Origin of the sequence: Pseudomonas cyclaminis, assembly GCF_015163715.1 — a bacterium.
GTDB classification, from domain to species: Bacteria; Pseudomonadota; Gammaproteobacteria; order Pseudomonadales; family Pseudomonadaceae; genus Aquipseudomonas; species Aquipseudomonas cyclaminis.
The window spans coordinates 1-24,694 of record NZ_JADDUM010000136.1 but is presented as its reverse complement, the minus strand read 5'-3'; the positions used below and the strand labels follow the sequence as shown (position 1 = coordinate 24,694).

Genomic DNA, 24,694 nt, shown 5'->3' with positions numbered 1-24,694 from the left:
TCATCCGGTTCGGTCAGGCGGGTGCAACGCAGGAACGGGAACGCCGACTGACTCTCATCTCGGCCTCGCGTAATTCGTCGATATCCACCTGGCCACGGGCGCCGATGATGATGGCGTCGTGGGGTTCGTCCAGGGTCAGCACATGCAGGATGTTGCCGAAGGGGTCGACCTGGGCACGCACCGGGCGCGGCAGGTCGAGTTGCCAACTGAGTACATGCTGACGCTCGCTGTCATGGGGCGTCAGCCGCAGGTACTGGATGCTGGCGCGCACCTGGTCGTCGTAGTGGTAGGTGGTTTCGTGACTGATGGAGAGTCTCATGCAGCCTCCAGGTAGGAACTGTAGATGGCGTCGCCCAACTGGCGGACCAAGGGGATAAAGTCGGTCAGCCAGGCGTGCAGGCCTTCCTCGAGGATTTCATCGATGGCCGTAAAGCGCAGGCGCGCATCCATCTCGGCGGCCAGGCGCTGGGCCGGTCGGCCGTTGAGGCCAGGCAGGCTGGCGAGGATCTGGTCGATTTCTTCGCTGCACGCTCGCAGTGAGCGCGGCACATCGGCGCGCAACAGCAGCAACTCCGCCACTTGCCGGGCGCCGGGAGCATCGCGATAGATCTCGGTGTAGGCCTCGAACGACGACAACGCCCGCAGCAACGCGCTCCATTGATAGTAAGCGTGAGCCGTGCCATCGGTGACGGCTTCGGCACGGTCGCCGGCCATTTCATAGCGCGCATCGAGCAGTCGCAGGGTGTTGTCGGCGCGTTCGATAAAGGTGCCCAGCCGAATAAAACGGAAAGCATCGTTGCGCATGATGGTGCCGTAGGTCGCGCCCCGAAACAGATGGGAGCGTTCCTTGACCCACTCACAGAAGCGACTCATGCCATAGCGACTCAGGCCTTGCTGGGCGATATCGCGGATATCCAGCCAGGTGGCGTTGATGTTCTCCCACATGTCGGCGGTGATTCGCCCACGCACCGCATGGGCGCTCGCCCGCGCCGCGCCGAGGCAGCTGTAGATGCTCGCCGGGTTGGCCGCGTCCAGGGCAAAGAAGTGCAGCAAGTGCTCAGCGTGCAATTCACCGTGGCGCTCGCGGTAATCCTCCAGAGTGCCGGTGATCAGCAGCGGCATGGCCAGTTCGTGCAAGCCATCGCCGCGCCCATCCTGGGGCATCAGCGACAGCGAATAGCTGACATCGAGCATGCGCGCGAGGTTTTCGGCGCGCTCCAGATAGCGCGACATCCAATACAAATCCGAGGCAGTTCTACTCAACATGGCATTCAGTCCTCAACCACCCAGGTGTCTTTGGTGCCGCCGCCCTGGGACGAGTTGACCACCAGCGAACCTTCGCGCAGCGCCACGCGGGTCAAGCCGCCGGGCACCACGCGGGTTTCTTTGCCGGACAATACAAACGGGCGCAGGTCGATATGGCGCGGGGCAATGCCGTTTTCGACAAAGGTCGGGCAGGTGGATAAACACAGGGTCGGCTGGGCGATATAGGCATGGGGCTTGGCCTTGATGCGCGCACGAAACGCTTCGATTTCCGCCGCCGTCGACGCCGGGCCGACCAGCATGCCGTAGCCGCCCGAGCCTTGGGTTTCCTTGACCACCAGGTCCGGCAGGTTAGCCAGCACGTGGGACAATTCGTCCGGCTTGCGGCACTGGAATGTAGGAACGTTCTTCAGGATCGGTTCTTCATCCAGGTAAAAACGGATCATCTCCGTGACGAAGGGATACACCGACTTGTCATCCGCCACCCCAGTGCCGATGGCGTTGGCCAGCACCACGTTGCCGCAGCGATAGGCCGCCAGCAGGCCGGGCACACCGAGCATGGAGTCCGGGTTGAAGGCCAGCGGGTCGAGGAACGCGTCATCAAGACGGCGATAGATCACGTCTACCGCCTTGGGACCGTCGGTGGTGCGCATGAAGACGCGGTCATCGCGCACGAACAGGTCGGCACCTTCTACCAGCTCTACGCCCATTTCCCGGGCGAGGAACGCATGTTCAAAGAACGCACTGTTGAAGCGTCCCGGCGTCAGCACCACCACGCTGGGGTTATCCAGGGGACTGGAGCTTTTCAGGGTGTCGAGCAACAGGTTGGGGTAATGGTCGATGGGCGCAATACGCTGGGCGGCGAACAGTTCGGGGAACAGGCGCATCATCATCTTGCGGTCTTCGAGCATGTAGCTGACGCCGCTCGGTGTGCGTAAGTTGTCTTCCAGCACGTAGTAGGTGCCGTCGCCATCACGTACGAGATCGACCCCGGAGACGTGGGAATAAAGATCGCGGTGCAGGTCCAAGCCCTGCATCGCCAACTGATATTGCTCGTTGGCCAACACCTGTTCGGCGGGGATGATCCCGGCCTTGATGATGCGTTGCCCGTGGTACAGGTCGGCGAGGAACATGTTCAGCGCCTTGACCCGTTGAATGCAGCCGCGCTCGACAATTTGCCATTCACTGGCGGGGATACTGCGGGGAATGGTGTCGAAGGGAATCAGGCGTTCGGTGCCCTGCTCGTCCCCGTAGAGCGTGAAGGTGATCCCGGCGCGGTGGAACAGCAAATCGGCTTCACGCCGGCGCTGGGCCAGAAGTTCTGCCGGGGTTTCGGCCAACCAGCGGGCGAACTCGCGGTAATGGGGGCGGACCTGCCCTGCCCCGTCGTACATTTCGTCGTAATAAGTGCGGATCATGCCGTACTCCTTGTCACCCGGACGCAAGAACCATCGCAAGGCCCGTGCCAGCGGCATAAACACTTAAAAAACAGTGAGTTAAATATAAGCGAACAGCTGACCGCACCGTCCTGGTGCGCAGAATGCCCGTCGCATTGCTGCACGCTTCATCGCAATGCAGGCTTTGCCTATCAACAGCATAGTCAGAGTTGATTTCACTGCCCGGCCAAGCCTGCGGATAATCGCCTCCATCAGCTGAACAGGATGTGTCCTACAGCTTTAACCCTTACGCACTCGGTACCGTGACAGCTCGTGTACCGACCGGCTCCTCGGTCTTCCCTTTCAGCCACCCACTTTGGGTGGCTTTTTTTTTGGTGCACGAAAAGGCAGCGCAAGTTCCGGGGATTTTCATACAGCACACACAAAATCGGCCGACCCTAAGGTCAGCCGATACGCTGCGTTACTCATACAATCTCGCTACATGGGTAACCCACGCACCTCCTGCTTGACGCCCCATCCTTCGATAATCCCGCCCAATGGCTCGACCACCGCCTCAAAGTCTTGCTCGAAGTCTCCTATGCCGTCGTAGGTGGCGAACATGATTTTGCTCAGTTCCAGGTACCAGGCGCCATCGTCGCGCGCACTGACCTGGGCATTCAGGGATTCTCCACGAAACTCACCCGCAGCCCTGCGCGCCCGTTCCTCATCCGGGAAAATGGCGTAGAACTCGATGGGGTGGAAACGTGAAAAGTCGAAGCCGCCTTCTTTCATGCGGCGCAGAACGTTGGTGCTGATGTCTTCTTGATAGGCTGTGCTCATGAAACGTCCTCCTCAAACCGATGGATAGACTTTCCGTGCTTCCCCAATCCGCGCCCGGCTGGCGCGGAATCTATGGCAATGAAACAAGTCACTGAGGGAAAACAAGCATGTAGCTGACAAGACCAGACCTTAGCGATTCATTCGCTGATCTCTCTTGCAGAGTAGCGCGAAGCTACCACCTCCACCAGAGGCGGTTGGATGGCATACAAGGAATATTCAGGCGGCGGGGGAAATGTCGAGGATCTGGATGCTGTTCTGGTCTTTCAGGATCTTGACCGTAGGCTCGGGCTGGCGGCCCTCAAGGTCATTGAGGTCGAGTTCGGCGGCGACGGGCACCAGCTTGCTGCGGATCATGTGCGCAGCATCTTCGAGGCTGGGCTTTTGTTCGCAGCTGAACTGCTCCACGGACGTTTCACCGTGATCATCAACGAAGGTAATTTGCCACGTTTGCATCGGTGCCTCCTCGATAAAGCCCATGTGTGGGCTCACATCCATCTGGACCTTGAGGGATCGCCAAACGTTCCACTCAAGGTCACAGGCACCGGATCAACTGCGCTTACTTCTCGGCGTGTTCCTTGAGGGCTTTCAAGGTGTTGAACGGCGCGTCCACCACGAACTTGTTGGCCAGCCACGATGGCACGCTGCCGCCTGGCTCGGTGTGGACCTGATACGTAACTTCGGTCTGGTTATCGCCTTTGGGCACCAGTTTCCAGAAGCCTTCAACTTGGGCCACACGCACGTAGCCTTTTTCTTCCGGCTTGTAGGTCGGTACGCCCTTCAACGTGCGCGTTACGCTGCCATCGGCATTCTTGGTGGTGGTGACATGGATATACGAATCGCGATCGGTCACCGGGAACGGCGCCTTGAATTGAGTATAGGTCCAAGCCTCATCGCCTTTCCTGTCCACCAATTTCTGGGATTTGCACTCGTGAATCCACGAACAGGCACCGACCACATCTTCCTGCAGGGCCTGAATCCTGGCCACGGGCGCCTTGATCACCGTCACACCGCGATAGGCCTTGTACTTGGAGCCGGCGACTTCGCTCAACGACACCTTGATACCGTCTTCATCCTTGGCGACTTGCCAATCCTCAGCCTGCGCAGTAGCCGCGAACAACACCGTAAACCCGCACAGCACAGCCATTCGTTTCAGCGAACCCATTGTTGTATTCCTTATTGTTGACGTTGCGATAGTAAAGCCCATCAAGCCGCCGTCATCTGCTCCCACCAGCCGATCAACCGGATCGCATCGGCCTGGTCGGTGCCGCAGACATCGATATCCGCCTTGAAGTCACTGCACACCGCCGGGCGCTCCGGTTGGCCGAACAGTTGGCACAGCTGTTCGACCGACAGGTGCAGGCAGCGTTCGCCCGCCGGCTTGCCGTGGGGCATTCCGGGTAACGGCGAACTGATGGAGGGGGCGATGCAGCATGCGCCACAGCCTTCACGGCAATTCATGACCAGCAGGTCCTCGACGACTCAATAGGGATGGCCGGGCTAGACTACGCCCTTAAACAGCCGTTTTAAAATGGGCTAACAGGGGTTTTTCGCACAAAACAAACGTGACTGACCAGTCTGCGACAGATGGTCGATGGCCTGCGTCACGTCTGCGGGAAAAGTTTACTGCTTGAACTCGAATTCCAGCGCAGCACCTTCCACGTCACGACGCTCTTCGTTGCGCAGTTGCAGCTTCATCTCATTGCTGAGCAAACGGCCGTTTATCTGAAAGGCACTGTTGTCGGTGGGCTTTTCGCCAAACATCGGCGGCAGCAACGGCACGCTCTGGGGCTTGGGCATCGTACCGAGGGGCTGCAGGTGCCTGACCATGTCTGAAGGCAGTGTCAGGTCCAACTGTGCCGGTGGCAATTTGGTTTGCGCGACCTCCTGGGCCGACTTGGATTTTTTCGCCTTCGCGGCACGTTTTTTCGCCGTGGCGGTTTGCTTCTTGGTAGCGGCGGCCGGCTTGGCAGCGCTTGGCTGTTTCGCGGGAGTGTTCTGCTCGGTCGTGGCAGCAGGCTTGTTTTCAGTCACAGGTGCCGCCGCCAGCACTGTGCTGACGTTGCACAGGCTCAACAGGCCAATCACCAAAGCAGCGCGAACAATCGAGGTCATATTGCCTACAGCATTAACGGCAGAGGGCCATATGCTCGCTTGTTGTGCGCGGCATGACAAGCCCGGTGATTAGCCAGCTATCGGAGTTGTCCCCTTTCTGCGCCTCAAAGTCCTGCTGCGGTTTCCTGACACAACTGGCTGGCCAACATCCCCAACGTCATCAGCGCCCGCTCTGCCTCGCGGTTCCACGGCGTGCCGCAGTTAAGGCGAATACAGTGGTTGAACTGTTCGGTATTACTGAAGATCAACCCCGGCGCAATGCTGATGCCCTGTTGCAGGGCGCGCACGTGCAGTTCCTGGGTATTGACCCGTCCGGGCAAACTGACCCACAGGATAAAACCGCCGGTCGGACGGGTCATCTGGGTGCCTTCGGGAAAATACTGCTGCACCGCCAGTTGGAAGGCGCTGAGGTTCTTGCGATATTCCTGGCGGATATAGCGCAGATGCCGGTCGTAGCCGCCGTTCTCCAGGTACGCCGCCACGCCCATCTGGGTGACGCTGCACGCGGAATGGGTGCTGAACATTTGCAGGCGCTGGATTTCCTGCTGGTACTTGCCGGCGATCATCCAGCCGATGCGCACACCCGGCGACAACGTCTTGGAGAAGCTGGAGCAATAGATGACCCGGTCCAGGCGGTCGTAGGCCTTGAGGGCCTTGGTGCGACCAATTTCGAACATCAGCTCGCCGTAGATATCGTCCTCGACAATCTGAATGTCGAAATCCGAGGCCAGGCGCAGCAACTGTTTCTGCCGCTCCTCGGGCATGGTGCCGCCCAGGGGGTTGCTCAGGCGCGTGGTCAGCACCAGGGCCTTGATCGACCATTGGTTCGCAGCGAGTTGCAGGGCTTCCAGGCTCATGCCGGTGGACGGATCACTGGGAATCTCAATGACTTTGAGACCCAGCAAGTCGGCCAGTTGCAGCAAGCCGTAATACGTCGGTGATTCCGCTGCAATCAAGTCGCCAGGACGCGTCAGCACGCGCAAAGACATCTGCAATGCATCGACACAACCGTGGGTGATGACTACCTCGGACGGATCCACCACAACGCCTGCATCGCGCATGCGGATCGCCACCTGGCGGCGCAGCGGCTCAAACCCCGGGCTGAACATGTAACTGAACGCGCGAGGGCTCTGGAACCGCGTGACCTTGGCCAGTTGCTGGTGCAACGCCCGCACCGGCAAGTAGTCGACACTCGGCACGGCGGCACCCAGCGGGAACACACCTTCGCGGCGCGACTCGCCCAATACCTGCTGGATGATGCTGCTGCGGGTAACCAACCCCGGACGTTCGACCCGCGCAATGTCCGGCGTCGGCGCCGTGAGGGCCGGCGTCTGGTGCACGTAGTAGCCGGACTGCGGCCGCGCCCGGATCAGCCCCTGATCTTCCAGGTTGGCGTAGGCCTGCAAGACCGTGGCGTGGCTCACATTGAGCTGGGAGCTCATCTTGCGTACCGAAGGCACACGCTCACCCGGTTGATAGACACCGCGTCGGATGTCCTCAGCCAGTTGCTGGGCGATACGTTGGTAAAGCAACAGATTGGTCATGACGCAGCACTCGATTTCACGGGTATTTTATTTTTGTGTGAAACATACCGGCACAGTTTAGAAGTGTACGGGGACAGTTGCCACAATAGTCGAGCGCAGGCGGGAGTGACAGTAAAAACTGTAAGGGTGGCGGATAGAGTTTTCAGGTGTGTGCGGAAAAATATCGGAGGGGCACCGCCCCTCCCATAGTGTTGATAGGTGCAGGGCTTTAGCGCGCGGCGCCCAGTTGGCCCTTCTCGTCGGAGAACACGATTTCCACGCGACGATTCTGCGCCCTGCCCCGCTCGGACGCATTGGCCTCCACCGGGTACTGGTCGCCATAGCCTTCAACCTGGATGCGTTTTTCATCGATCCCCAGGTCCACCAGCACATCGGCCACCGATTGCGCACGGTCGCGGGACAGTTTGAGGTTTTCCTGCTGGCCACCGGTATTGTCGGCGTAACCCTCGATGCGCACCACGCGCTTGGGGTTCAGTTGCAGGAACTGCACGATCTTCAACACAGTGCGGTTGGCCGAGTTTTTCAGCTCTGCCTCGCCGGTATCGAACAGCACATCGCCCAAGGTCATCACCAAACCGCGATCGGTCTGGGTGGTGGTCAGGCTGGCGATTTGCTCTTCCAGCCATTTGCCCTGTTGCTGCACGCTGATCAGCTTGCTTTCTCGCAGGGCCAATTGCAGGCGCTGGCGCTCCAGTTCGAGCTTGGCGGCGCGTTCTTCGTTGAGTGTCTGCTCAGTGTGCTCACGGGCGATGGCACTGTAGCGCTGGCTCAGGTAAGCGTAATGCACCACGTCCGCGCCGCTGCCCCAGTAGCTGGACAAGCGGTCGGCGCGTGCCAGGGACTCACCGGCACGAATCACGTCCTTGGGCGCGATGCGCAGCACGCTGGCGTCTTCCTTGACCTTCTGGAAATCGCTGCCGGCCTGTTGCAAGGCTTGCTCGCCATTCGAGTGACTGGCGCAACCGCCCAACACTGCACTGCCCAGCAACACCGCACAGCCCACCCCACGGATCATCCGGCTCATTGGGCTTCTCCCAACTGCAATTGCTTGCGCAGGCGTGTGATGCGGGTATTCAACACGTTCAGTTGCTCCTGGCTCTTGCGAGTCAGCACCTGGGCTTCGGCCAGGCGCGCGTCCAACTCGGCCTGCTCGGCCTGCATGCGCGCGTCCTTATAGGATTGATCGGCCATGTCGGCCTGGGCCTGGGCGAATTTGTCTTCGGCCAGTTTCAGTTCGGGGGATTCATCGGCGCTGGCGCCCACCGCATTGGCTTGCTCCAGGGCTTGCTGGGTAAGGCGGATTTGTTCATTCGGCGCAGGATCGGCCGCACATCCCGCCAGAGCGACAACGGCGAGGGCCGCGAAAAAAGGTCGAAGAGTCACTGAAAATCCCTACTTTGTTGGGGTGCCGACGGGTTGTTGCAATTGCGCTTTCCAACGCTCCAGATTGCGCTGCAGCGCGGCTTCCGTCACACCAGACCCGGGCAATTCTGTCATCTTTTTGGTGAGCTGTCCGCGTAACCAAGGATCATTGCAGGCCGAGTTGTGGGAAATCGCCAGGTACAGGCCCGGCTGGTCGACAGGCATATCGCGGGCGATCAGGTCGTTGCTCATGCCCAGTGTCTGGGCCATGGCCATGCCGGAGTAGCGTCCGGCCAGCACGTAGTCCACTTCCCCCAACAGCAGTTTCTGGAACGCTGGAGTCAACGTTGGCAGACGCTGCAAGGTCAGTTGCTCGCTGGCAAAGGTTTCAAATCCGGCACTCAAACGCGAACGCTCCGACACGGCGCCCTTATGCCCGTGCAAGTCGGCCGCCGTGGTGTAGGCCAGTGCCGAATCCTTGCGCGTCCAGACCAGATAATCGGTCTGCACCAACGCTGGGTGGATGTAGTCGAGGTTGTCCAGTTCGCCAAGGTTCAGCGGCGTATCCGCGAGGATGTCCATGCGACCGCTGCGCACCTCGTCCAGGGCCAGGGAACGCTTGCCGCCGTAGAGCAGGTCGATTTTCACCCCAAGGTCCTTGGCCACATATTGCAGCACGTCAGCAGTGGCGCCGATCAAGTGCGTGGGGTCCTGGGGATCACGCCATAGCAAGGGCGGTGCGTCAGGGCTGCCGGTGATGACCAGGCGCTCGCATTTGCCGGCGGCCAGGGTCAGGCTCGGCAGCAGCGACAGGCCCAGCAGCATGGCCCAAGGGCGCAGTTCCATGGCGGTTTCTCCGATATTCACAAAAATCCGGGCAAAAAAAACCCGGTCACACGACCGGGCTCTTTATAAGTGAAGCGGCTGGATTAGACCAGCTTCTCCAACTCAGGTACGGCTTCGAACAAGTCCGCCACCAGGCCATAATCAGCCACCTGGAAGATCGGTGCTTCTTCGTCCTTGTTGATCGCGACGATCACTTTGGAGTCTTTCATACCGGCCAAGTGCTGGATCGCGCCGGAGATACCGACCGCGATGTACAGCTGTGGCGCAACGATTTTGCCGGTCTGGCCGACCTGCATGTCGTTGGGTACGAAACCTGCGTCGACGGCAGCGCGGGAAGCGCCGACCGCAGCGCCCAGCTTGTCGGCCAGGGCGTACAGGTGCTTGAAGTTGTCACCGTTCTGCATGCCACGGCCGCCGGAAACGACGATCTTGGCAGCGGTCAGCTCAGGACGATCCGACTTGGCCAGCTCTTCGCCAACAAAGCTGGAGGTGCCAGCGTCGTGGGCAGCGGAGACGGCTTCAACGGCAGCCGAACCACCTTCAGCGGCAACCGGGTCGAAACCGGTGGCGCGCACGGTGATGACTTTGATGGCAGCGGTCGATTGCACGGTGGCAATGGCGTTACCGGCATAGATCGGGCGCTTGAAGGTGTCAGCGCTTTCAACCGAGATGATCTCGGAGATCTGGTCAACGTCCAGCTGCGCGGCAACGCGTGGCAGGATGTTTTTGCCGTTGGAGGTGGCGGCGGCCAGGATGTGGCTGTAGCCAGCGCCGAGTTCTGCAACCAATGGCGCAACATTTTCCGGCAGCTGATGCGCGTAAGCGGCGTTGTCAGCGTTGAGGACTTTGCTCACGCCAGCAATCTTCGCAGCGGCTTCAGCCACCGCGCCAGTGCCTTGACCGGCTACAAGGACGTGGATGTCGCCGCCGATTTTGGCAGCAGCAGCCACGGTGTTCAGCGTGGCCGGGGCCAGCACTTTGTTGTCGTGTTCGGCGATTACCAAGATAGTCATGATCAGATTACCTTCGCTTCGTTTTTCAGTTTCTCGACCAGTTCAGCCACCGACTTGACCTTGATGCCCGCGCTGCGTGCAGCCGGGGCTTCAACTTTGACGGTCTTGTTGGTGGAGGCGGTGGAAACACCCAAAGCGTCCGGAGTCAGCACTTCAAGAGGCTTCTTCTTGGCTTTCATGATGTTTGGCAGGGACGCGTAGCGCGGCTCGTTCAAACGCAGGTCAGTGGTGACGATGGCCGGCAGTTTCAGGGAAACCGTCTGCGCGCCGCCGTCGATTTCGCGGGTCACGGCAACGCTGTCGCCGCTCACTTCCACTTTGGAAGCGAAGGTGCCCTGGCCGTAACCGGTCAGTGCAGCCAGCATCTGGCCAGTCTGGTTGTTGTCGCTGTCGATGGCTTGTTTGCCGAGGATCACCAGCGAAGGCTGTTCCTTGTCGACAACGGCCTTGAGCAACTTGGCAACGGCCAGGGAGGTCAGCTCTTCAGCGGACTCAACCAGCACGGCGCGGTCGGCGCCCAGTGCCAGGGCGGTACGCAGTTGCTCCTGGGCAGTGGTCGGGCCGATGGAAACCACGACGATTTCAGTCGCCACGCCTTTCTCTTTCAGGCGTACGGCTTCTTCCACGGCGATTTCACAGAAAGGGTTCATCGACATCTTGACGTTAGCAAGATCGACGCCGGAATTGTCCGCCTTGACGCGAACTTTCACGTTGTAATCGACAACGCGTTTGACAGCTACAAGAACCTTCATGGATTCCTCGTTACTCTCCGGTGAAAAGAAAGTCGCCTAGGCGAACCTGGCGGTTGATGCTCATCGGCACACAAGGGCACCTCCAAAAACCTGGACAAATGACCTTGCTCACGGGAAATGATGACCGTTCGTCAGTGGTGACTGAGAGGTCATTCTTTATCGCGGCGTGTAAACTGCGCGCCGGGGTTTAGGCGTGCGTCACCTGTTTCGCTTTTGGACGTGCTCTTGAAACCTGCTGTCTGCCTACGGTAAGCGCAAAACCGACCGTATATTGACCGGAACGCCTATTCTGGTCAATACGGCAAATGGTCAGTCATAAGCCGCGTTGCTTTGATTTACCTAGCCTGCGGGCAATTCAAACAAACGTTTGTATTGGACGCTGACAGTGGTCTATATATAATGCGCCACCTAGAGAGAAAGGTGGGTCTTGCCGTTGCCGCAAGACGACACCGAACCTCCACCCATTAGAAAAAAAGCCTGTTGAGCCTTGAGTAGGAGATAGCCTGTGGAACGCGAATACATGGAATTCGACGTGGTCATCGTCGGCGCTGGCCCGGCTGGCCTGTCCGCCGCCTGCCGACTGAAGCAGAAGGCCGCCGAAGCCGGTAAGGAAATCAGCGTCTGCGTGGTCGAGAAAGGCTCCGAAGTCGGCGCACACATCCTCTCCGGTGCCGTGTTTGAACCACGCGCCCTGAACGAACTGTTCCCGGACTGGAAAGCACTCGGCGCCCCGCTCAACACCCCCGTGGTGCGCGACGACATCTATGTACTGCGCAGCCCCGAAGCCTCCACCAAGGTGCCTGACTTCTTTGTGCCCAAGACCATGCACAACGAAGGCAACTACATCATCTCCCTCGGCAACCTGTGCCGCTGGCTCGCCCAGCAGGCCGAGAACCTGGGTGTGGAAGTCTACCCAGGCTTCGCCGCCCAGGAAGCGCTGTTCGACGAGAACGGCGTGGTGCGCGGGATCATCACCGGTGACCTCGGCGTCGACCGCGAAGGCCATCCCAAAGAAGGCGTCTACACCCCCGGCATGGAACTGCGTGGCAAGTACACGCTGTTCGCCGAAGGCTGCCGTGGCCATATCGGCAAGCAACTGATCCAGCGCTTCAACCTGGACAGCGACGCCGACGCCCAGCACTACGGCATCGGCCTCAAGGAAATCTGGGAAATCGACCCGGCCAAGCACCAGCCAGGCCTGGTGGTCCACACCGCCGGTTGGCCGCTGGACATCATGAGCAACGAGAACACCGGTGGTTCCTTCCTTTATCACCTGGAAAACAACCAGGTGGTCGTGGGACTGATCGTCGACCTGTCTTACAGCAACACCTTCCTGTCGCCGTTCGATGAGTTCCAGCGCCTCAAGCATCACCCGGTGCTGGCCCAGTACCTGGAAGGCGGCAAGCGCATCAGCTACGGCGCACGTGCGCTGGCCAAGGGCGGCATCAACTCGTTGCCGAAAATGGTCTTCAAGGGCGGCGCGCTGATCGGCTGCGACCTGGGCACCATGAACGTGGCCAAGATCAAAGGCAGCCACACCGCCATGAAGTCCGGCATGCTCGCCGCCGACGCGGTGGCCGAGCGCCTGTTCGCCGAGTCCGAAGGCGGTGACGAACTGACCAACTACGTCGACGGTTTCAAAGCCAGCTGGCTCTACGAAGAACTGTTTGCCACCCGTAACTTCGGCCCGGCGATGCACAAGTTCGGCCCGATCATCGGCGCCGGCTTCAACTGGTTCGACCAGAACATCCTCGGCGGCAAAATGCCGTTCACCCTGCACGACACCAAGCCGGACTACGCCTGCCTCAAGCTGGCCAAGGACAGCACGAAGATCGACTACCCAAAACCCGACGGCAAGTTGAGCTTCGACAAGCTGAGCTCGGTGTTCATCTCCGGTACCAACCACGAAGAAGAGCAGCCGTGCCACTTGAAGCTCAAGGATCCGAGCATCCCGATCGGCACCAACCTGCCGCTCTACGATGAACCGGCGCAACGCTACTGCCCGGCCGGTGTGTATGAAGTGATTACCAAGGAAGACGGCGAGAAACGCTTCCAGATCAACGCCCAGAATTGCGTGCACTGCAAGACCTGTGACATCAAGGACCCTTCGCAGAACATCACCTGGGTCACGCCGGAAGGCGCAGGTGGGCCGACTTACCCGAACATGTAAGACGGTTGCCTGAACCAAAAAAAGCCAACGCTCCAGAGCGTTGGCTTTTTTGTTTGCATCAGCTCAGCAGGTAAACCGGAAAGCATTCACACAGGTGCATCACCCGGCGCCGGGTATTCTCAAGCAGCGTCGGGTTGTTCGGTTGCTCCAACAGGTCGGCGATCAAATTCGCGACCTCCGCACACTCAGCCTCCCCAAAACCCCGCGTCGTCAGCGCCGGGGTGCCGATACGGATGCCGCTGGTGATCGCCGGTTTTTGTGGGTCGTTGGGGATCGCATTCTTGTTCAGCGTGATGTGCGCACTCTCCAGCAAGGCCTCGGCATCCTTGCCGGTGATGTCCATCGCACGCAGGTCGAGCAGGAACATATGGCAATCAGTGCCTCCGGAGACCACGCGCAAACCACGGCGGGTGAGGATATCGGCCATGGTGCGGGCGTTGTCGATCACCCGTTGCTGGTAATGCTTGAACCCCTCGCTCAGCGCCTCGTTGAACGCCACGGCCTTGGCCGCGATGACATGCATCAGCGGCCCGCCCTGATAGACCGGGAAGATGGTCTTATCGAGCAGCGCCGCGTATTGCGCCTTGGCCAGGATCAGTCCACCCCGCGGGCCGCGCAGGGTTTTGTGGGTGGTCGAGGTGATGAAGTCGGCAATCCCCACAGGCGATGGGTACAGCCCCGCCGCGATCAAGCCCGCGTAGTGCGCCATGTCCACCATCAGGTAAGCGCCAACTTCATCGCAGATCTTGCGAAAGCGCTGGAAATCCAGGGTGCGTGAATAGGCGGAGGCCCCGGCGATGATCATCTTCGGTTTGTGTTGCCGGGCCAGGGCTTCCATTTCGGCGTAGTCCAGGGTCTCGGTATCCGGGTCCAGGCCGTAGGAAAACGCCTGGTAGAACTTGCCCGAAAAATTCACCGAGGCGCCATGGGTCAAGTGACCGCCGTGGGCCAGGGACATCCCCAGAATGGTGTCTCCAGGCTCCAGCACCGCGAGGAACACCGCCTGGTTGGCCTGCGACCCGGAATGCGGCTGAACGTTGACGTATTCGCAATTGAACAGCTTGCGGGCGCGTTCGATGGCCAGGTTTTCAATCTCGTCGACCACCTTGCAACCGCCGTAATAGCGCTTGCCCGGATAGCCCTCGGCGTATTTGTTGGTGAGCACCGAGCCCTGGGCCTGGAGCACTTCGTCGCTCACATAATTTTCTGAAGCGATCAGCTCCAGGTGGGTTTCCTGACGATTGCGTTCACGGTCGATCAGGCGGGCAACGGCGGGGTCGAAATTTTGCAGGCTCATGATGGGATTCCTAGGTCAGCAGGTCGGCCAGGGGCTGGGATTGCAAGCGCGCCTGGCCTCTGGTCGAGTTGGAGAGAAAAATCGAGGTGTCTTTCAAACCGCTGCCGGTGATCAGGATCACAGCGGTCTGCGGGGTATCAGGGTGGGCTTCGGCGTACTTGAGCAGCCCGGCGAAGGCACTGGCGGCGCCGGCTTCGGGAAACACACCGGTGCTGGCGGCCAAGCGGGACGCCGCCGCGACAATGCTCGGGTCGCTGACGCACATGAACTCGCCGCCGCTGGCCGTGACTGCGCGCATGGCTTTGAGACGATCACGCGGCAAGGCCACATTGATGCTGCTGGCCAGGCTTGTCGGCGCAATGCGTTCTATCTGCTGCATCGGCCGCTCACTGCGCCAAGCCCGGTACATAAAGTTGCTGTGCTCGGCCTGCACGCCAATCAGCCGTGGAATACGCTCGATCCAGCCCAGTTGCAGCAGGTCGTAGAAACCCTTGTAGACCGAACCGAGAATGCAGCCATTGCCGACCGGCACGAACACCAGGTCCGGCACCTGCCAATTGAGTTGCTCGCACATCTCGAAGGCGACGGTTTTCTTGCCTTCGCTCATGTAGGAATTGATCCCGGTGGTGCGGTTGTACCAGCCGTGGGTTTCGCAGGCGTCGAGGCATTGGTCGAAGGCTTCGTCGTATTGACCGTCCACCAACACAATCTCGGCGCCATAACCCTGCATCTGCGCGAGCTTTTCGCGGGGTGCACTTTTGGGCAGGTAAATCACGTTATGCAGACCCAGGCTGGCACTCATCCCGGCCAGGGCCGAGGCGGCGTTGCCGGTACTGGCCACCGCCACGGTGCGCGCACCGGACTGCAAGGCATGGGCCACCGCCAGGGCGCTGGCGCGGTCTTTCAGCGAGCCGGTGGGCTGGCGTGATTCATCCTTGATAAAGACCTTGATCTGCGCGCCCCTGCCGAGCAGTTCCGGGCGCGAATAAAGCGGCGTGTTCCCCACCAGCAGCGGCGGAATGAACTGCGTCGAACGCAACGGCATCAGCCGGTCATAGCGCCACATGCCACGGGCGTGGTCTTGGGCCAGGCTGTCCCTGGACCATTCGCGCTTGAGCGTCGAGTAATCGTAAAGCGCATCGAGGGCACCGTCGGTTTTGCAATGAGGGCAGTAGTAACTGACCTCATGCGGCTGGTAGCTGCGATCGCAGACCAGGCACTGCAACACATATTCGCTGTACGAATGCTTCATGGCCAAGCCCCTGAAAATACGCGGTGCGGGTGCTTTTGCTGCCGACGTCGGCCCACTGCTCCGGACCGACGGGCACTGCACTCAGAGAGTGGGCTTCAGACCACCATGATGGCGTCGATGGCGACCAGGGTATTGCGCGCCAGGGCGCTGGCACCGGCGGTGGTGCGCGCCGGGTATGGCTGGGTGAAATACTCCTCCATCACTCGGTTGAGGGTCGGGAACTCGCTCAAGTCCGTGATGAAGGCGGTGACCTTGACCACGTTCGCCAAGGTGCCGCCTGCGGCCTCGGCCATTTGTTGCAGATTGTCCAGGGTCTGACGCAACTGGCCTTCGAAGTCCTGGGCCAGCACCTCGTTGTTCAGCGCCGAGACCGGGGTCTGTGCGGACAGGTAGATGGTTTGCCCGTGACTGACCTTGATCCCTTGGGAATACGTGCCCAGGGGCAGCGGCGCCTTGTCGGTGAAGATCACGTTTTCTTCGCCCAGGAAAGGCTTGGCGACGGACTGGAGTTGAGCGTTGGTCTGCATGGTGACGTTCCTTGTGAAGTGGGTGGAGGGTTAGTGCAAATCAGCAACCTGTTTGACGGCCAGGCTGGAAAACGCCTTGTCGCGGCAACGCGCCGGGGAGAAATGCTGGTAGTTGAGTTGCAGCGCCGCCAGGTCCGCCGGCATGGCGATCCCCAGTGCGGCGTGGCTGCACAGCCGGGCGATGGCCGGCGCGGCTTGAATGCCGTAGCCACCGAGGGCAGCGAGCCAGATAAAGCTCTCGTGCTGCGGGTCCTGGCCGAGTACCGGGGAGCGGTCAGCGACAAAAGTGCGCAGGCCCGCCCACTTGTTGATGATCGAGCGTGGCCGCAGGCGCGTGGTGCTTTGCAGACGGTCCATGGTGATCGCCAGGTCCAGCTCGTCGGGCAGCGCATCACAGGGCAGGGACGGGTTTTCATCGCAGGGCGAGACGATCAGGCGCCCGGCTTCCGGCTTGATGAAAATGTCTTCGTCCACCGTGCCCAGGTACGGTGTGTGGTGCACGTCGCACTGTGGGTCCACCGCCAGCACCGTGCGGCGCAGCGGCCGCACACCGACCTTGGACACACCGCAACGCTGGGCGAACTCATCAGCCCAGGCCCCGGCCGCGTTGACCACGATCGCCGCCTCCAGCCGTTGGCCGTCCGCGGTGTGCAAGGTCCAGTGACCGTTGCGGTGTTCGCCGCGCAGTACTTCGGCTTCGCGCTTGACCACACCGCCGCGAGCCCGCAGGCCGCCGAGGTAGGCGCCATGAATGCCGTGCACATCCAAATCGAACGCGCTGGGCTCATAGATGCCGGCGCTCCAGGCGCCTTCGGCCAGGTAGGGCACCAGTTCGAGCACCTGTTTGTCGTCGAGGAATTTCGCCGTGGGCACTTGCCCGAGTACGGCGGTAAACCGGGCGGCCAGTTTGTCCACTCGCGCCGCTTGCGCCACGATCAATGCCCCCCGTGGCGACCACAACGGGTGTTCGGCCAGGCCTTCGGGCGGGTTCTCGAAAAAGCCTCGGGAAGCGCAGGTCAGCGAGCGGATCTGCTGGTTGCCGTAACTTTCCATCGAGATCGCCGCCGAGCGGCCGGTGGTGTGATAGGCCAGTTGCTGCTCCTGCTCCAGCAGGCAAACGCTGCCGTGGGCCGCCAGCTCATACGCCGCAGAAACGCCAGCGATGCCACCGCCCACCACAATGAAATCGTAACGAGCGGTCATGGACGGCTGCCCTCCGCCATCGCGACGGCCTTGCTTTCGCGGGTGTAGGTCAGCACGAAGTGGGCGACGAGACCGAAGATCAAGCCCCAGAACGCAGCAGCCAGGCCGAGGAAACTCATGCCCGAGGCGGTGACCAGGAAGGTGATCAACGCGGCTTCCCGTTGCTTCTCGTCGGCCATCGCGCCGGTCAGCCCGGCGCTGATAGCACCGAACAGTGCCAGCCCGGCGAGGGACGCAATCAGCTCTTTAGGCAAGGCGGAAAACACCGAGGCCAGGGTTGCGCCGAAGGTACCCATGAGGATGTAGAACACTCCGCAGGCGATGCCGGCGATGTAGCGTTTGTCGCGATCTTCGTGGGCTTCACGGCCGTGCAGATGGCGGCGGTGATCGCGGCCAGGTTGAAGCCGTGGGAGCCGAACGGCGCCATCAGCACCGAACCAATTGCTGTCACCGAAATGATCGAGCGCGCCGGGGTGTTGTAGCCCGAGGTGCGCAACACAGCCATGCCTGGCACGTACTGCCCGGTCAGCGTCACCAGCGCCAGCGGCAGGCCGATGTTGATGATGGCGTGCCAGCTCCACTGCGGCGCGATAAACACCGGGTGTGCCACGGCGATGGTGATTGCCGTGCTGTTCAGCTCTCCAAACGAGGCGGCGACCGCACAGCCGATAATCAGCACCGACAGAATCGCGTAGCGCGGCGATAGACGTTTGAAAATCAGGTACGCCGCGATCATCGCCAGCACCAACGCGGGTTGCAGCTTGATCGAGGTGAACAGCTCGGCGCCGAAGCGAAACAGGATGCCCGCAAGCATGGCGGCCGCGATGGCCTTGGGCAGACGACTCATCAACTTGTCGAAGGCGCCGGACAAGCCCACCACGGCAATGATCACCGAGGCGACCACATACGCGCCGATAGCCTGTGGCAGCGTGACCGTCGGCAGCATCGACACCAGCAATGCCGCACCGGGTGTGGACCACGCGGTAATCACCGGAACCCGCAGGCGCCAGCTGAGAAACAGGCCGGTGATGCCGCTGCCGATGGAAATCGCCCAGATCCACGAAGACACCACGTCATTGGGCAGGTGCGCTTCCTTGGCCGCCTGGAACACGATGATCAAGGGGCCGGCATAGGAAATGATCACGGCAATAAAGCCCGCAATGACGGCTGACAGGGATAGATCCTTTCTGATTGTGTCCATGATGTCTCGACTTGGCGCGGCGGGGCCGGCGGTGAACAGGGGAAGATTGAGTCGATTGCTTCGATTCGAGATGAGTGTATTTGAAGGAATTGAGTTGATTCAATAGCTGACGAGGTTGTTACGAGATGTTTTTTTGCCGCTGACGCCGGTTTTTCCACTATTAAGCAGTTAATCGATTGATTTATAAGGTGATTAAAAAATCAAAAAATATCTGAACCTGGCGATCAACATCGATTCAATCACGGCATCAATCGACTCAATTTATCGATTGTGTCGATTTATTAGTTGCCTAACCTCCCTGTGATATGCTCGGATATTCATCATTTCTACGATGGGCAGTGATCATTCATGTGGGTTCCCCAGCTAAGCGAATTCGGCCAGCCGATGTATTTGTCGATTGCCGATGCGTTGGCACGCGATATCGGCAACGGTGTATTGAACGAAGGCGATCGCCTGCCGACCCTGCGGGAGCTGGCCACGACCCTGAATGTCACGCCGGGCACCATCAGCCGCGCGTACAGCGAAGCCCAGCGCCGTCGCCTGGTGCAGGGTGAAGTGGGGCGCGGGACGTATGTGCTCAATCAAAAGCAGCTGGAGTTGCCGGCGAGTAATAGCGCGTCGATGCCGTTGAACCTGGGGCAGTCCGAACTGCTCGACCTGTCGATCATCAAGCCCTACAGCGAAACCCTGGAATACTGGCTGCGCGACGCGCTGGTGGGCATGGCCAAGAGCACCGATTTCGCCCGTGCCCTGGACTACGCCCCGGATGGCGGCCATCCGGCGCATCGCGAGGCGGGTGCACAGTGGTTGCGGCATTCGTTGCCCGACGCGCAGTGGCAGCAAGTGATCATCACCGCCGGCGCCCAGCACGGCTTGATGGTGGCAATGAGCGCCCTGACCAACGCCGGCGACCTGGTGCTCTGCGAAGAACTTTGCTACCCCGGCATCATCTCCCTGGCCCATGGCCTGGAGCGCCGCCTGCGGGGCGTGCCGATGGATGATGAAGGCATCATCCCCGAGGCATTGCGCGAACTGTGCCAGCGCGAAAAACCAGCGATGCTGGTGTGCGTGGCAACCTGCCAGAACCCGACGGCGGCGATCATGTCGCAAAAGCGCCGGGCGCAAATCGCGGCGCTGGCCGAAGAGTTCGACTTCATCATCCTCGACGACGACATCTACGGTTTTCTCGCCACCGATCCGTCCATCAAACCCCTGTCGGCGTTTGCCCCGGACCGTTCGGTGTACCTGACCAGCCTGTCGAAGTCGGTGATGCCGGCGCTGCGTATCGGCTACCTGTACAGCCCGCCAAAACTGCTGTCACGCCTGACCTCAATGGTCCGCAGCAGTGTGTGGATGCCATCGCCACTGACGGCGCAACTGGCCAGCAATGTCGTCACCGAAGGCCTGGACAAAAAGCTGATCCGCATCCAGCGCAACGAAGCCGCCGGGCGCCAGGCGATTGCCCAGGAGATCTTCGCCAATTACGAACTCAAGACCCAGCCGTATTCCTACCATGTGTGGCTGACGCTGCCCGAGCCCTGGACCGCTGACGAATTCACCATGCTGGCGCGGGCCAATGGAGTGCTGGTGCTCAGTGGCACGCAGTTCCAGGCCGAACGTTCCGGGGTCACGCGCAGTGTGCGGCTGGTACTGATGTCGCCCACCAGCCAGGACGAGTTGCGTTTCGCCCTGACCAAATTGGCCAGCCTGATCGATTCCGACCCGCGACGTTACTACTAGGCTGCGCGCTCTTCGCCCGGATTGCGCTCGAAGTAGCGCTTGTATTCGCGGCTGAACTGCGACGTGCTCTGATAGCCCACATTGTGCGCTGCCTGGGCTACGCCCATGCCTTCGACCAGCAGCAATTGCTGGGCCTTGAGCAGGCGCAGGCGCTTGAGGTACTGCACCGGCGACAGTAAGGTGCAGCGCTTGAAGTGCTCGTGGAAGGTCGACGCACTCATGTGCGCATACCCGGCCAACGTCTCGATATTCAGCGGTTCGGCAAAATGGGCATGCAGGTGACTCAACGACGTGGCAATCCGCGAAAATTGCCCCTGCTGCTCCACCAACGCACGCAGCACATCCGCCTGCGGCCCGCGCAACGCGGTGAACAACAATTCGCGCACCCGCGCCGGGCCCATGATCCGGCTTTCCAGCGGATCGTGCAGGCACTGCAACAGCCGCTCGACGCAACCGCGCATGGCCTCATCGAGCACTACCGAACTCATCGACTCCAGGGTTTGCGCCGTCGGCGGCGGGCCGGCCTGCATACCCATGGCCATCACCAACTCCCCCAGCACCACACGGTCGATCCCCACCGACACCCCCAACAGCGGCGCGCCGGGCGCCATGGCGAATGTCTCGCACTCGAACGGCACCGGCATCGCCTGGATCAGGTAATGCCCGGCGCCATACTCCAGGGTCCGCGGCCCCAGGTACGCGAGTTTGCTGCCTTGGGCCACGAACATCAGGCTCGGCTCATAGATCTGCGGCCCACGCGCCACATCACAACTGGCGCGCAGCACCTTTACACCGGGCAGGTGGGTTGGCGAAAAACCGTCACAGGGCGTGAGCCCCTCAATCAGGGAAACCAGCGTGGCGTTGGCATCGAGATGGCGGGTCAACAACATAAAAACAGCTCTCAGAAAATTCACGACTCAGCGCAGGGTGGCAAGCATCAAGCCACAAGCTGCAAGAAGGTACGCAGTTTATAGCTTGCAGCTTGGAGCTTGCCGCTTTTCGCTGCCCTTCGGAGCTTTAGGCATGAGACTCGGAGCAATCGCCATGGCCGCCCCGACGGTCGATGGGGAGAATGGCCCGCCTCACTTGTCACTGCTTTTTGCGAGGTTTCATCATGTACACCGCCATCGGTTATGCCGCCCAGTCGGCCACCACTCCCCTCGCCCCCATGTCGTTTGAACGCCGCAGCCCGCGCGCCGATGACGTGGCGATCGAGATTATGTACTGCGGCGTCTGCCACTCCGACATCCACCAGGCACGCAACGAATGGGGCATCGCCGTGTACCCGCTGATGCCGGGCCACGAGATTGTCGGCAAGGTCACTGCCGTCGGCGCCAGCGTCACCGCGCACAAAGTCGGCGACCTGGTCGGCGTGGGCTGCATGGTCGATTCGTGCCGTCACTGTGAAGCGTGCAAATCGGACCTGGAGCAATACTGCCTCGAAGGCCCGACCATGACCTACGCCACCCCGGACCGCGTGGACGGCAGCAATACCATGGGCGGCTATTCCGACAGCATTGTGGTCAGCGAGCACTTTGTGGTGAAGATTCCGGCCAAGCTCGACCTGGCCAGCGCCGCGCCGATACTGTGCGCCGGCATCACCACGTACTCGCCGCTCAAGCACTACGGCGTGAAGGCCGGCGATAAAGTCGGAATTCTGGGCATGGGCGGCCTGGGCCACATGGGCATCAAGTTCGCCAAGGCCATGGGCGCGGAAGTCACGCTGTTCACCCGCTCGGCGAGCAAGGCTGAAGAAGGCCGTCGCCAGGGCGCCGATCATGTGATCGTGTCCACCGACGCCGAACAGATGAAAGCCGCTGCCGGGCACTTCGACTTCCTGCTGGACACCATCCCTGTGCAGCACGACCTCAACCCCTACCTCGACGTGCTGCGCTTTGATGGCGTGCACATTCTGGTCGGTTTGATCGAGCCGGTAGACCCGCCGGTGAACGCCGCCAAACTGGTACTCGGCCGTAAGGTACTTGCCGGCTCGCTGATCGGTGGCATTGCCGAAACCCAGGAAGTCCTGGATTTCTGCGCCGAGCATGGCATCACCTGCGACATCGAAATGCTCGACATCCGCCAGATCAACGAGGCCTACGCCCGCATGATCGCCGGTGATGTGAAGTACCGCTTTGTCATCGACATGGCGACCCTGAAGGTCTGATCAGGCCTTCGCGCCCAACTCCGCTGACAGCCGCGCTGCGACCTGTTTGATCACAGGGATCAGCTCGGCCATTTTCTCCAGCGGCATGTAGGGCACGGTACTGGCGATGCTGATGCCGGCGACGATTCGCCGGCTGGCATCGCGCACCGGTGCCGCGACGCAACGGATCGACGGTTCGTTGTCTTCCAGATCGAACGCATACCCGCCCACCACGTATTCATGCATGCGCTGCTCGAACTGTGCCCAGGATTGTTCCGGGTGCTGCGGCCACTGCAAGTTTTTTCCACCCGCCGGCAGGCTGGTTTCGTACAAGCGTTGCCACTCTTGCACCGTGTCGTCCAGCAGCATTGCCTTGCCCACGCCCGTGCGCGCCAGCGGCATGCGATGGCCGACCCGCGAACGCATCTCCGGGCCATTACGGCCTGGGTTCTTGTGCAGGTACAGCACGTCGTCGTATTCGCGAATTGCCAGGTGGATGGTGTCGCCGGTCAACGCCGACAACTCGTCCAGGTACGGCACCGCCAGGCTCACCAACGGCAGCTCTTCACGGGCCTGGAACCCCAGCTCGATCAACTTCGGCCCCAGCAGGTAACCGACTTGTGGCACCACGCGCAGGTAACGCTCGTCCACCAGGCAACTGGCCAGGCGGTGGGTGGTGCTGCGCGTGGTGCCGATGCGCCTGGCGATCTCTTTCAGATCCCGCGCACCGGCCGCCACTGCCTGCACCACGCCCAGGCCACGCAACAGGGTCTGGGTGCCGGTGGGGGCGGTGTCTTTGACGGGGGTGTGGGCGTTTTCCTGCATATCAGGCCTATTGGGTAGTACGAAAACGGCGCCATTATGGCAAATGCTGAGCGCCAATACAGTTGAGATCCAAATGTGGGAGGGATCAGCGTTGTTTCATGCGGTCGATGACCACGGCCAGCAGCAGGATCGAGCCGCGAATGACGTACTGATAAAACGTGTCGATGTTCTTCAGGTTCATCGCGTTCTCGATGATCGCCAAGATCAACACCCCGGCAATCACATGCCGGATCATGCCAATCCCGCCGCTCAACGACACCCCGCCCAGCACGCACGCCGAGATCACCGTCAGTTCGAAACCCTGGCCGATCATCGGTTGGCCCGAGGTCATGCGCGAGGCGAGGATCACTCCGGCCAGCGCGCCGATCAAGCCGTGTACGGCGAAGATCAGGATCTTGGTGCGGTCAACGTTCACCCCGGCCAATAGCGCCGCTTCCGGGTTGCCGCCGATGGCCATGGTGTTGCGTCCGTAGGTGGTGTAGTTGAGCAGCCAGCCGAAAAACACGAAGCACACGATGGTGATCAGGATCGGCACCGGCACGCCGAACAACTGGCCGTTGCCGAACACGAAGAACTGCTCCTGGGACACGCCGACCGCCTTGCCGTCGGCAAAGATGTAGGCCAGGCCGCGCACGATCTGCATCGTGGCCAAGGTGGTGATCAACGCGTTGACCCGCAGCTTGGCGATGACAATGCCGTTGATCAGCCCGACGATCAGGCCCATCAGCAGTGCGGCGCCGATGCCGAGCATCACGCTTTCGGTGTCGCGCATGACGATAGCTGCGACCACGCCAGCGCAGGCAATCACCGAGCCCACCGACAAGTCGAAGTGCCCCGACGCCAGGCAGAACAGCATGGTGCACGCGGCGATGCCCACGGTGGAAATCGCCAGGCCCAGGCCGCGCATGTTCAGCGGTGAGAGGAAGTTGTCGATCAGCAAGGCGCACAGCACAAAGATGCCCACCGCCGCCAACAGCATCGCCCAGTTGTCGAGCAGTGCGCGCATATCGAGGGGTTTGCGTGCGGTTGGCAACGCGTTGTTTTGAGTGGTCATGGTCGTCTCTCAGTTCGTCACGCGGCGCGGCAGGGCCAGCTGCAGCAGGTTGGATTCAGTGGCGTGTTCACGGGTTTGCTCACCGCGCAGGGCGCCTTCGCACAGCACCAGGATGCGGTCGGAAATCCCCATCACTTCCATCAAATCGCTGGACACCACAATCACCGCAAT

23 protein-coding genes and 3 pseudogenes are annotated in these 24,694 nt (G+C 60.8%); 3 read left to right on the top strand and 23 right to left on the bottom strand.

The features are described 5' to 3' along the window. The 14 genes and pseudogenes from IQK56_RS17310 to IQK56_RS17245 form a co-directional block, all read right to left on the bottom strand. Nucleotides 1–319, bottom strand: a pseudogene (locus tag IQK56_RS17310) (transglutaminase N-terminal domain-containing protein); the annotation flags it as partial. Then, nucleotides 316–1,266 carry an alpha-E domain-containing protein gene (locus IQK56_RS17305; protein ID WP_065909369.1) on the bottom strand — a complete coding sequence of 317 codons (951 nt, stop codon included), beginning with the start codon at nt 1,264–1,266 and terminating at the stop codon, nt 316–318. The gene IQK56_RS17305 and the pseudogene IQK56_RS17310, both read right to left, overlap by 4 nt. 5 nt (nt 1,267–1,271) lie before the next feature. Next, the gene (locus IQK56_RS17300) at nt 1,272–2,681 is read right to left on the bottom strand and encodes a circularly permuted type 2 ATP-grasp protein (protein WP_122306187.1); all 1,410 of its coding nucleotides are present in this window, start codon (nt 2,679–2,681) and stop codon (nt 1,272–1,274) included. A gap of 456 nt (nt 2,682–3,137) precedes the next feature. Then, on the bottom strand, nt 3,138–3,479 hold the full coding sequence (locus tag IQK56_RS17295) for a ribonuclease E inhibitor RraB (protein WP_015885395.1): 342 nt from the start codon (nt 3,477–3,479) through the stop codon (nt 3,138–3,140). 216 nt (nt 3,480–3,695) lie between these two features. Next, nucleotides 3,696–3,932: a hypothetical protein gene (locus tag IQK56_RS17290; RefSeq protein ID WP_150761565.1), complete on the bottom strand. Its 237-nt coding sequence runs from the start codon at nt 3,930–3,932 to the stop codon at nt 3,696–3,698. A gap of 103 nt (nt 3,933–4,035) precedes the next feature. Further along, nucleotides 4,036–4,641, bottom strand: a complete 606-nt coding sequence (locus tag IQK56_RS17285; protein WP_122306186.1) for an START domain-containing protein — start codon at nt 4,639–4,641, stop codon at nt 4,036–4,038. Nucleotides 4,642–4,682: 41 nt separating this feature from the next. Continuing rightward, on the bottom strand, nt 4,683–4,937 hold the full coding sequence (locus IQK56_RS17280) for a YkgJ family cysteine cluster protein (protein WP_032887441.1): 255 nt from the start codon (nt 4,935–4,937) through the stop codon (nt 4,683–4,685). A gap of 162 nt (nt 4,938–5,099) precedes the next feature. After that, complete coding sequence (locus IQK56_RS17275; protein WP_122306185.1) at nt 5,100–5,591, bottom strand: translation initiation factor 2; 492 nt, start codon at nt 5,589–5,591, stop codon at nt 5,100–5,102. Between the two features lie 104 nt (nt 5,592–5,695). After that, nucleotides 5,696–7,135 (bottom strand): aminotransferase-like domain-containing protein, encoded by a 1,440-nt coding sequence (locus tag IQK56_RS17270; protein WP_099582745.1) that lies wholly within the window; start codon nt 7,133–7,135, stop codon nt 5,696–5,698. 208 nt (nt 7,136–7,343) lie between these two features. Then, nucleotides 7,344–8,159: an OmpA family protein gene (locus tag IQK56_RS17265; protein ID WP_122306184.1), complete on the bottom strand. Its 816-nt coding sequence runs from the start codon at nt 8,157–8,159 to the stop codon at nt 7,344–7,346. Next, nucleotides 8,156–8,518, bottom strand: coding sequence for a DUF4398 domain-containing protein (locus IQK56_RS17260; protein ID WP_193864154.1), 363 nt, complete (start codon nt 8,516–8,518; stop codon nt 8,156–8,158). Before IQK56_RS17260 ends, IQK56_RS17265 begins: the two co-directional genes overlap by 4 nt. A 9-nt stretch (nt 8,519–8,527) precedes the next feature. Further along, nucleotides 8,528–9,343: a substrate-binding periplasmic protein gene (locus IQK56_RS17255; protein ID WP_193864153.1), complete on the bottom strand. Its 816-nt coding sequence runs from the start codon at nt 9,341–9,343 to the stop codon at nt 8,528–8,530. Between the two features lie 83 nt (nt 9,344–9,426). Next, nucleotides 9,427–10,356 (bottom strand): electron transfer flavoprotein subunit alpha/FixB family protein, encoded by a 930-nt coding sequence (locus IQK56_RS17250; RefSeq protein ID WP_193901763.1) that lies wholly within the window; start codon nt 10,354–10,356, stop codon nt 9,427–9,429. A 2-nt stretch (nt 10,357–10,358) separates the two neighbouring features. Next, entirely contained in the window at nt 10,359–11,108 is a 750-nt protein-coding gene (locus tag IQK56_RS17245) for an electron transfer flavoprotein subunit beta/FixA family protein (RefSeq protein ID WP_099582750.1), read from the bottom strand. Nucleotides 11,109–11,613: 505 nt separating this feature from the next. Between IQK56_RS17245 and IQK56_RS17240 the strand changes: the two genes are divergently transcribed. Next, nucleotides 11,614–13,278: an electron transfer flavoprotein-ubiquinone oxidoreductase gene (locus tag IQK56_RS17240; RefSeq protein WP_122306180.1), complete on the top strand. Its 1,665-nt coding sequence runs from the start codon at nt 11,614–11,616 to the stop codon at nt 13,276–13,278. A gap of 58 nt (nt 13,279–13,336) precedes the next feature. On the opposite strand, the gene glyA is transcribed toward IQK56_RS17240, so the two are convergent. From glyA to IQK56_RS17215, 5 genes and pseudogenes are all read right to left on the bottom strand, one after another. Continuing rightward, on the bottom strand, nt 13,337–14,575 hold the full coding sequence (gene glyA, locus IQK56_RS17235; protein ID WP_122306179.1) for a serine hydroxymethyltransferase: 1,239 nt from the start codon (nt 14,573–14,575) through the stop codon (nt 13,337–13,339). A 10-nt stretch (nt 14,576–14,585) separates the two neighbouring features. After that, nucleotides 14,586–15,827: a threonine synthase gene (gene thrC, locus IQK56_RS17230; protein ID WP_122306178.1), complete on the bottom strand. Its 1,242-nt coding sequence runs from the start codon at nt 15,825–15,827 to the stop codon at nt 14,586–14,588. Between the two features lie 95 nt (nt 15,828–15,922). Next, nucleotides 15,923–16,354, bottom strand: coding sequence for a Rid family detoxifying hydrolase (locus IQK56_RS17225; RefSeq protein WP_099582754.1), 432 nt, complete (start codon nt 16,352–16,354; stop codon nt 15,923–15,925). 30 nt (nt 16,355–16,384) lie between these two features. Beyond that, a complete protein-coding gene (locus tag IQK56_RS17220) occupies nt 16,385–17,557 on the bottom strand; it encodes an NAD(P)/FAD-dependent oxidoreductase (RefSeq protein ID WP_193863520.1) in 1,173 nt (390 codons plus the stop codon). Continuing rightward, a pseudogene (locus IQK56_RS17215) lies at nt 17,554–18,758 on the bottom strand (benzoate/H(+) symporter BenE family transporter). The gene IQK56_RS17220 and the pseudogene IQK56_RS17215 overlap by 4 nt, the downstream one beginning before the upstream one ends. A 348-nt stretch (nt 18,759–19,106) precedes the next feature. Here IQK56_RS17215 and IQK56_RS17210 point away from each other — a divergent pair. Further along, complete coding sequence (locus IQK56_RS17210) at nt 19,107–20,498, top strand: aminotransferase-like domain-containing protein (RefSeq protein WP_150676368.1); 1,392 nt, start codon at nt 19,107–19,109, stop codon at nt 20,496–20,498. On the opposite strand, the gene IQK56_RS17205 is transcribed toward IQK56_RS17210, so the two are convergent. Then, the gene (locus IQK56_RS17205) at nt 20,495–21,388 is read right to left on the bottom strand and encodes an AraC family transcriptional regulator (protein ID WP_122309981.1); all 894 of its coding nucleotides are present in this window, start codon (nt 21,386–21,388) and stop codon (nt 20,495–20,497) included. The genes IQK56_RS17210 and IQK56_RS17205 overlap by 4 nt on opposite strands. A 224-nt stretch (nt 21,389–21,612) precedes the next feature. Between IQK56_RS17205 and IQK56_RS17200 the strand changes: the two genes are divergently transcribed. Beyond that, a complete protein-coding gene (locus IQK56_RS17200) occupies nt 21,613–22,665 on the top strand; it encodes an NAD(P)-dependent alcohol dehydrogenase (protein ID WP_032887416.1) in 1,053 nt (350 codons plus the stop codon). On the opposite strand, the gene IQK56_RS17195 is transcribed toward IQK56_RS17200, so the two are convergent. The 3 genes and pseudogenes from IQK56_RS17195 to araG all read right to left on the bottom strand — a co-directional run. After that, nucleotides 22,666–23,469: an IclR family transcriptional regulator gene (locus IQK56_RS17195; RefSeq protein WP_150676370.1), complete on the bottom strand. Its 804-nt coding sequence runs from the start codon at nt 23,467–23,469 to the stop codon at nt 22,666–22,668. Nucleotides 23,470–23,554: 85 nt separating this feature from the next. Beyond that, nucleotides 23,555–24,523 carry an L-arabinose ABC transporter permease AraH gene (gene araH / locus IQK56_RS17190; protein ID WP_112194770.1) on the bottom strand — a complete coding sequence of 323 codons (969 nt, stop codon included), beginning with the start codon at nt 24,521–24,523 and terminating at the stop codon, nt 23,555–23,557. A 9-nt stretch (nt 24,524–24,532) separates the two neighbouring features. Beyond that, a pseudogene (gene araG / locus IQK56_RS31200) lies at nt 24,533–24,694 on the bottom strand (L-arabinose ABC transporter ATP-binding protein AraG); the annotation flags it as partial.

Coding starts and splice junctions, on each gene's coding strand:
- IQK56_RS17285 (WP_122306186.1), bottom strand. CDS start 4,641: ATGGGTTCGCTGAAACGAATGGCTGTGCTGTGCGGGTTTACGGTGTTG.
- IQK56_RS17225 (WP_099582754.1), bottom strand. CDS start 16,354: ATGCAGACCAACGCTCAACTCCAGTCCGTCGCCAAGCCTTTCCTGGGC.
- IQK56_RS17280 (WP_032887441.1), bottom strand. CDS start 4,937: ATGAATTGCCGTGAAGGCTGTGGCGCATGCTGCATCGCCCCCTCCATC.
- IQK56_RS17300 (WP_122306187.1), bottom strand. CDS start 2,681: ATGATCCGCACTTATTACGACGAAATGTACGACGGGGCAGGGCAGGTC.
- IQK56_RS17200 (WP_032887416.1), top strand. CDS start 21,613: ATGTACACCGCCATCGGTTATGCCGCCCAGTCGGCCACCACTCCCCTC.
- IQK56_RS17210 (WP_150676368.1), top strand. CDS start 19,107: ATGTGGGTTCCCCAGCTAAGCGAATTCGGCCAGCCGATGTATTTGTCG.
- IQK56_RS17290 (WP_150761565.1), bottom strand. CDS start 3,932: ATGCAAACGTGGCAAATTACCTTCGTTGATGATCACGGTGAAACGTCC.
- IQK56_RS17255 (WP_193864153.1), bottom strand. CDS start 9,343: ATGGAACTGCGCCCTTGGGCCATGCTGCTGGGCCTGTCGCTGCTGCCG.
- IQK56_RS17275 (WP_122306185.1), bottom strand. CDS start 5,591: ATGACCTCGATTGTTCGCGCTGCTTTGGTGATTGGCCTGTTGAGCCTG.
- IQK56_RS17195 (WP_150676370.1), bottom strand. CDS start 23,469: ATGCAGGAAAACGCCCACACCCCCGTCAAAGACACCGCCCCCACCGGC.
- IQK56_RS17250 (WP_193901763.1), bottom strand. CDS start 10,356: ATGACTATCTTGGTAATCGCCGAACACGACAACAAAGTGCTGGCCCCG.
- glyA (WP_122306179.1), bottom strand. CDS start 14,575: ATGAGCCTGCAAAATTTCGACCCCGCCGTTGCCCGCCTGATCGACCGT.
- IQK56_RS17265 (WP_122306184.1), bottom strand. CDS start 8,159: ATGAGCCGGATGATCCGTGGGGTGGGCTGTGCGGTGTTGCTGGGCAGT.
- IQK56_RS17270 (WP_099582745.1), bottom strand. CDS start 7,135: ATGACCAATCTGTTGCTTTACCAACGTATCGCCCAGCAACTGGCTGAG.
- IQK56_RS17220 (WP_193863520.1), bottom strand. CDS start 17,557: ATGACCGCTCGTTACGATTTCATTGTGGTGGGCGGTGGCATCGCTGGC.
- IQK56_RS17305 (WP_065909369.1), bottom strand. CDS start 1,266: ATGTTGAGTAGAACTGCCTCGGATTTGTATTGGATGTCGCGCTATCTG.
- IQK56_RS17245 (WP_099582750.1), bottom strand. CDS start 11,108: ATGAAGGTTCTTGTAGCTGTCAAACGCGTTGTCGATTACAACGTGAAA.
- thrC (WP_122306178.1), bottom strand. CDS start 15,827: ATGAAGCATTCGTACAGCGAATATGTGTTGCAGTGCCTGGTCTGCGAT.
- araH (WP_112194770.1), bottom strand. CDS start 24,523: ATGACCACTCAAAACAACGCGTTGCCAACCGCACGCAAACCCCTCGAT.
- IQK56_RS17205 (WP_122309981.1), bottom strand. CDS start 21,388: ATGTTGTTGACCCGCCATCTCGATGCCAACGCCACGCTGGTTTCCCTG.
- IQK56_RS17295 (WP_015885395.1), bottom strand. CDS start 3,479: ATGAGCACAGCCTATCAAGAAGACATCAGCACCAACGTTCTGCGCCGC.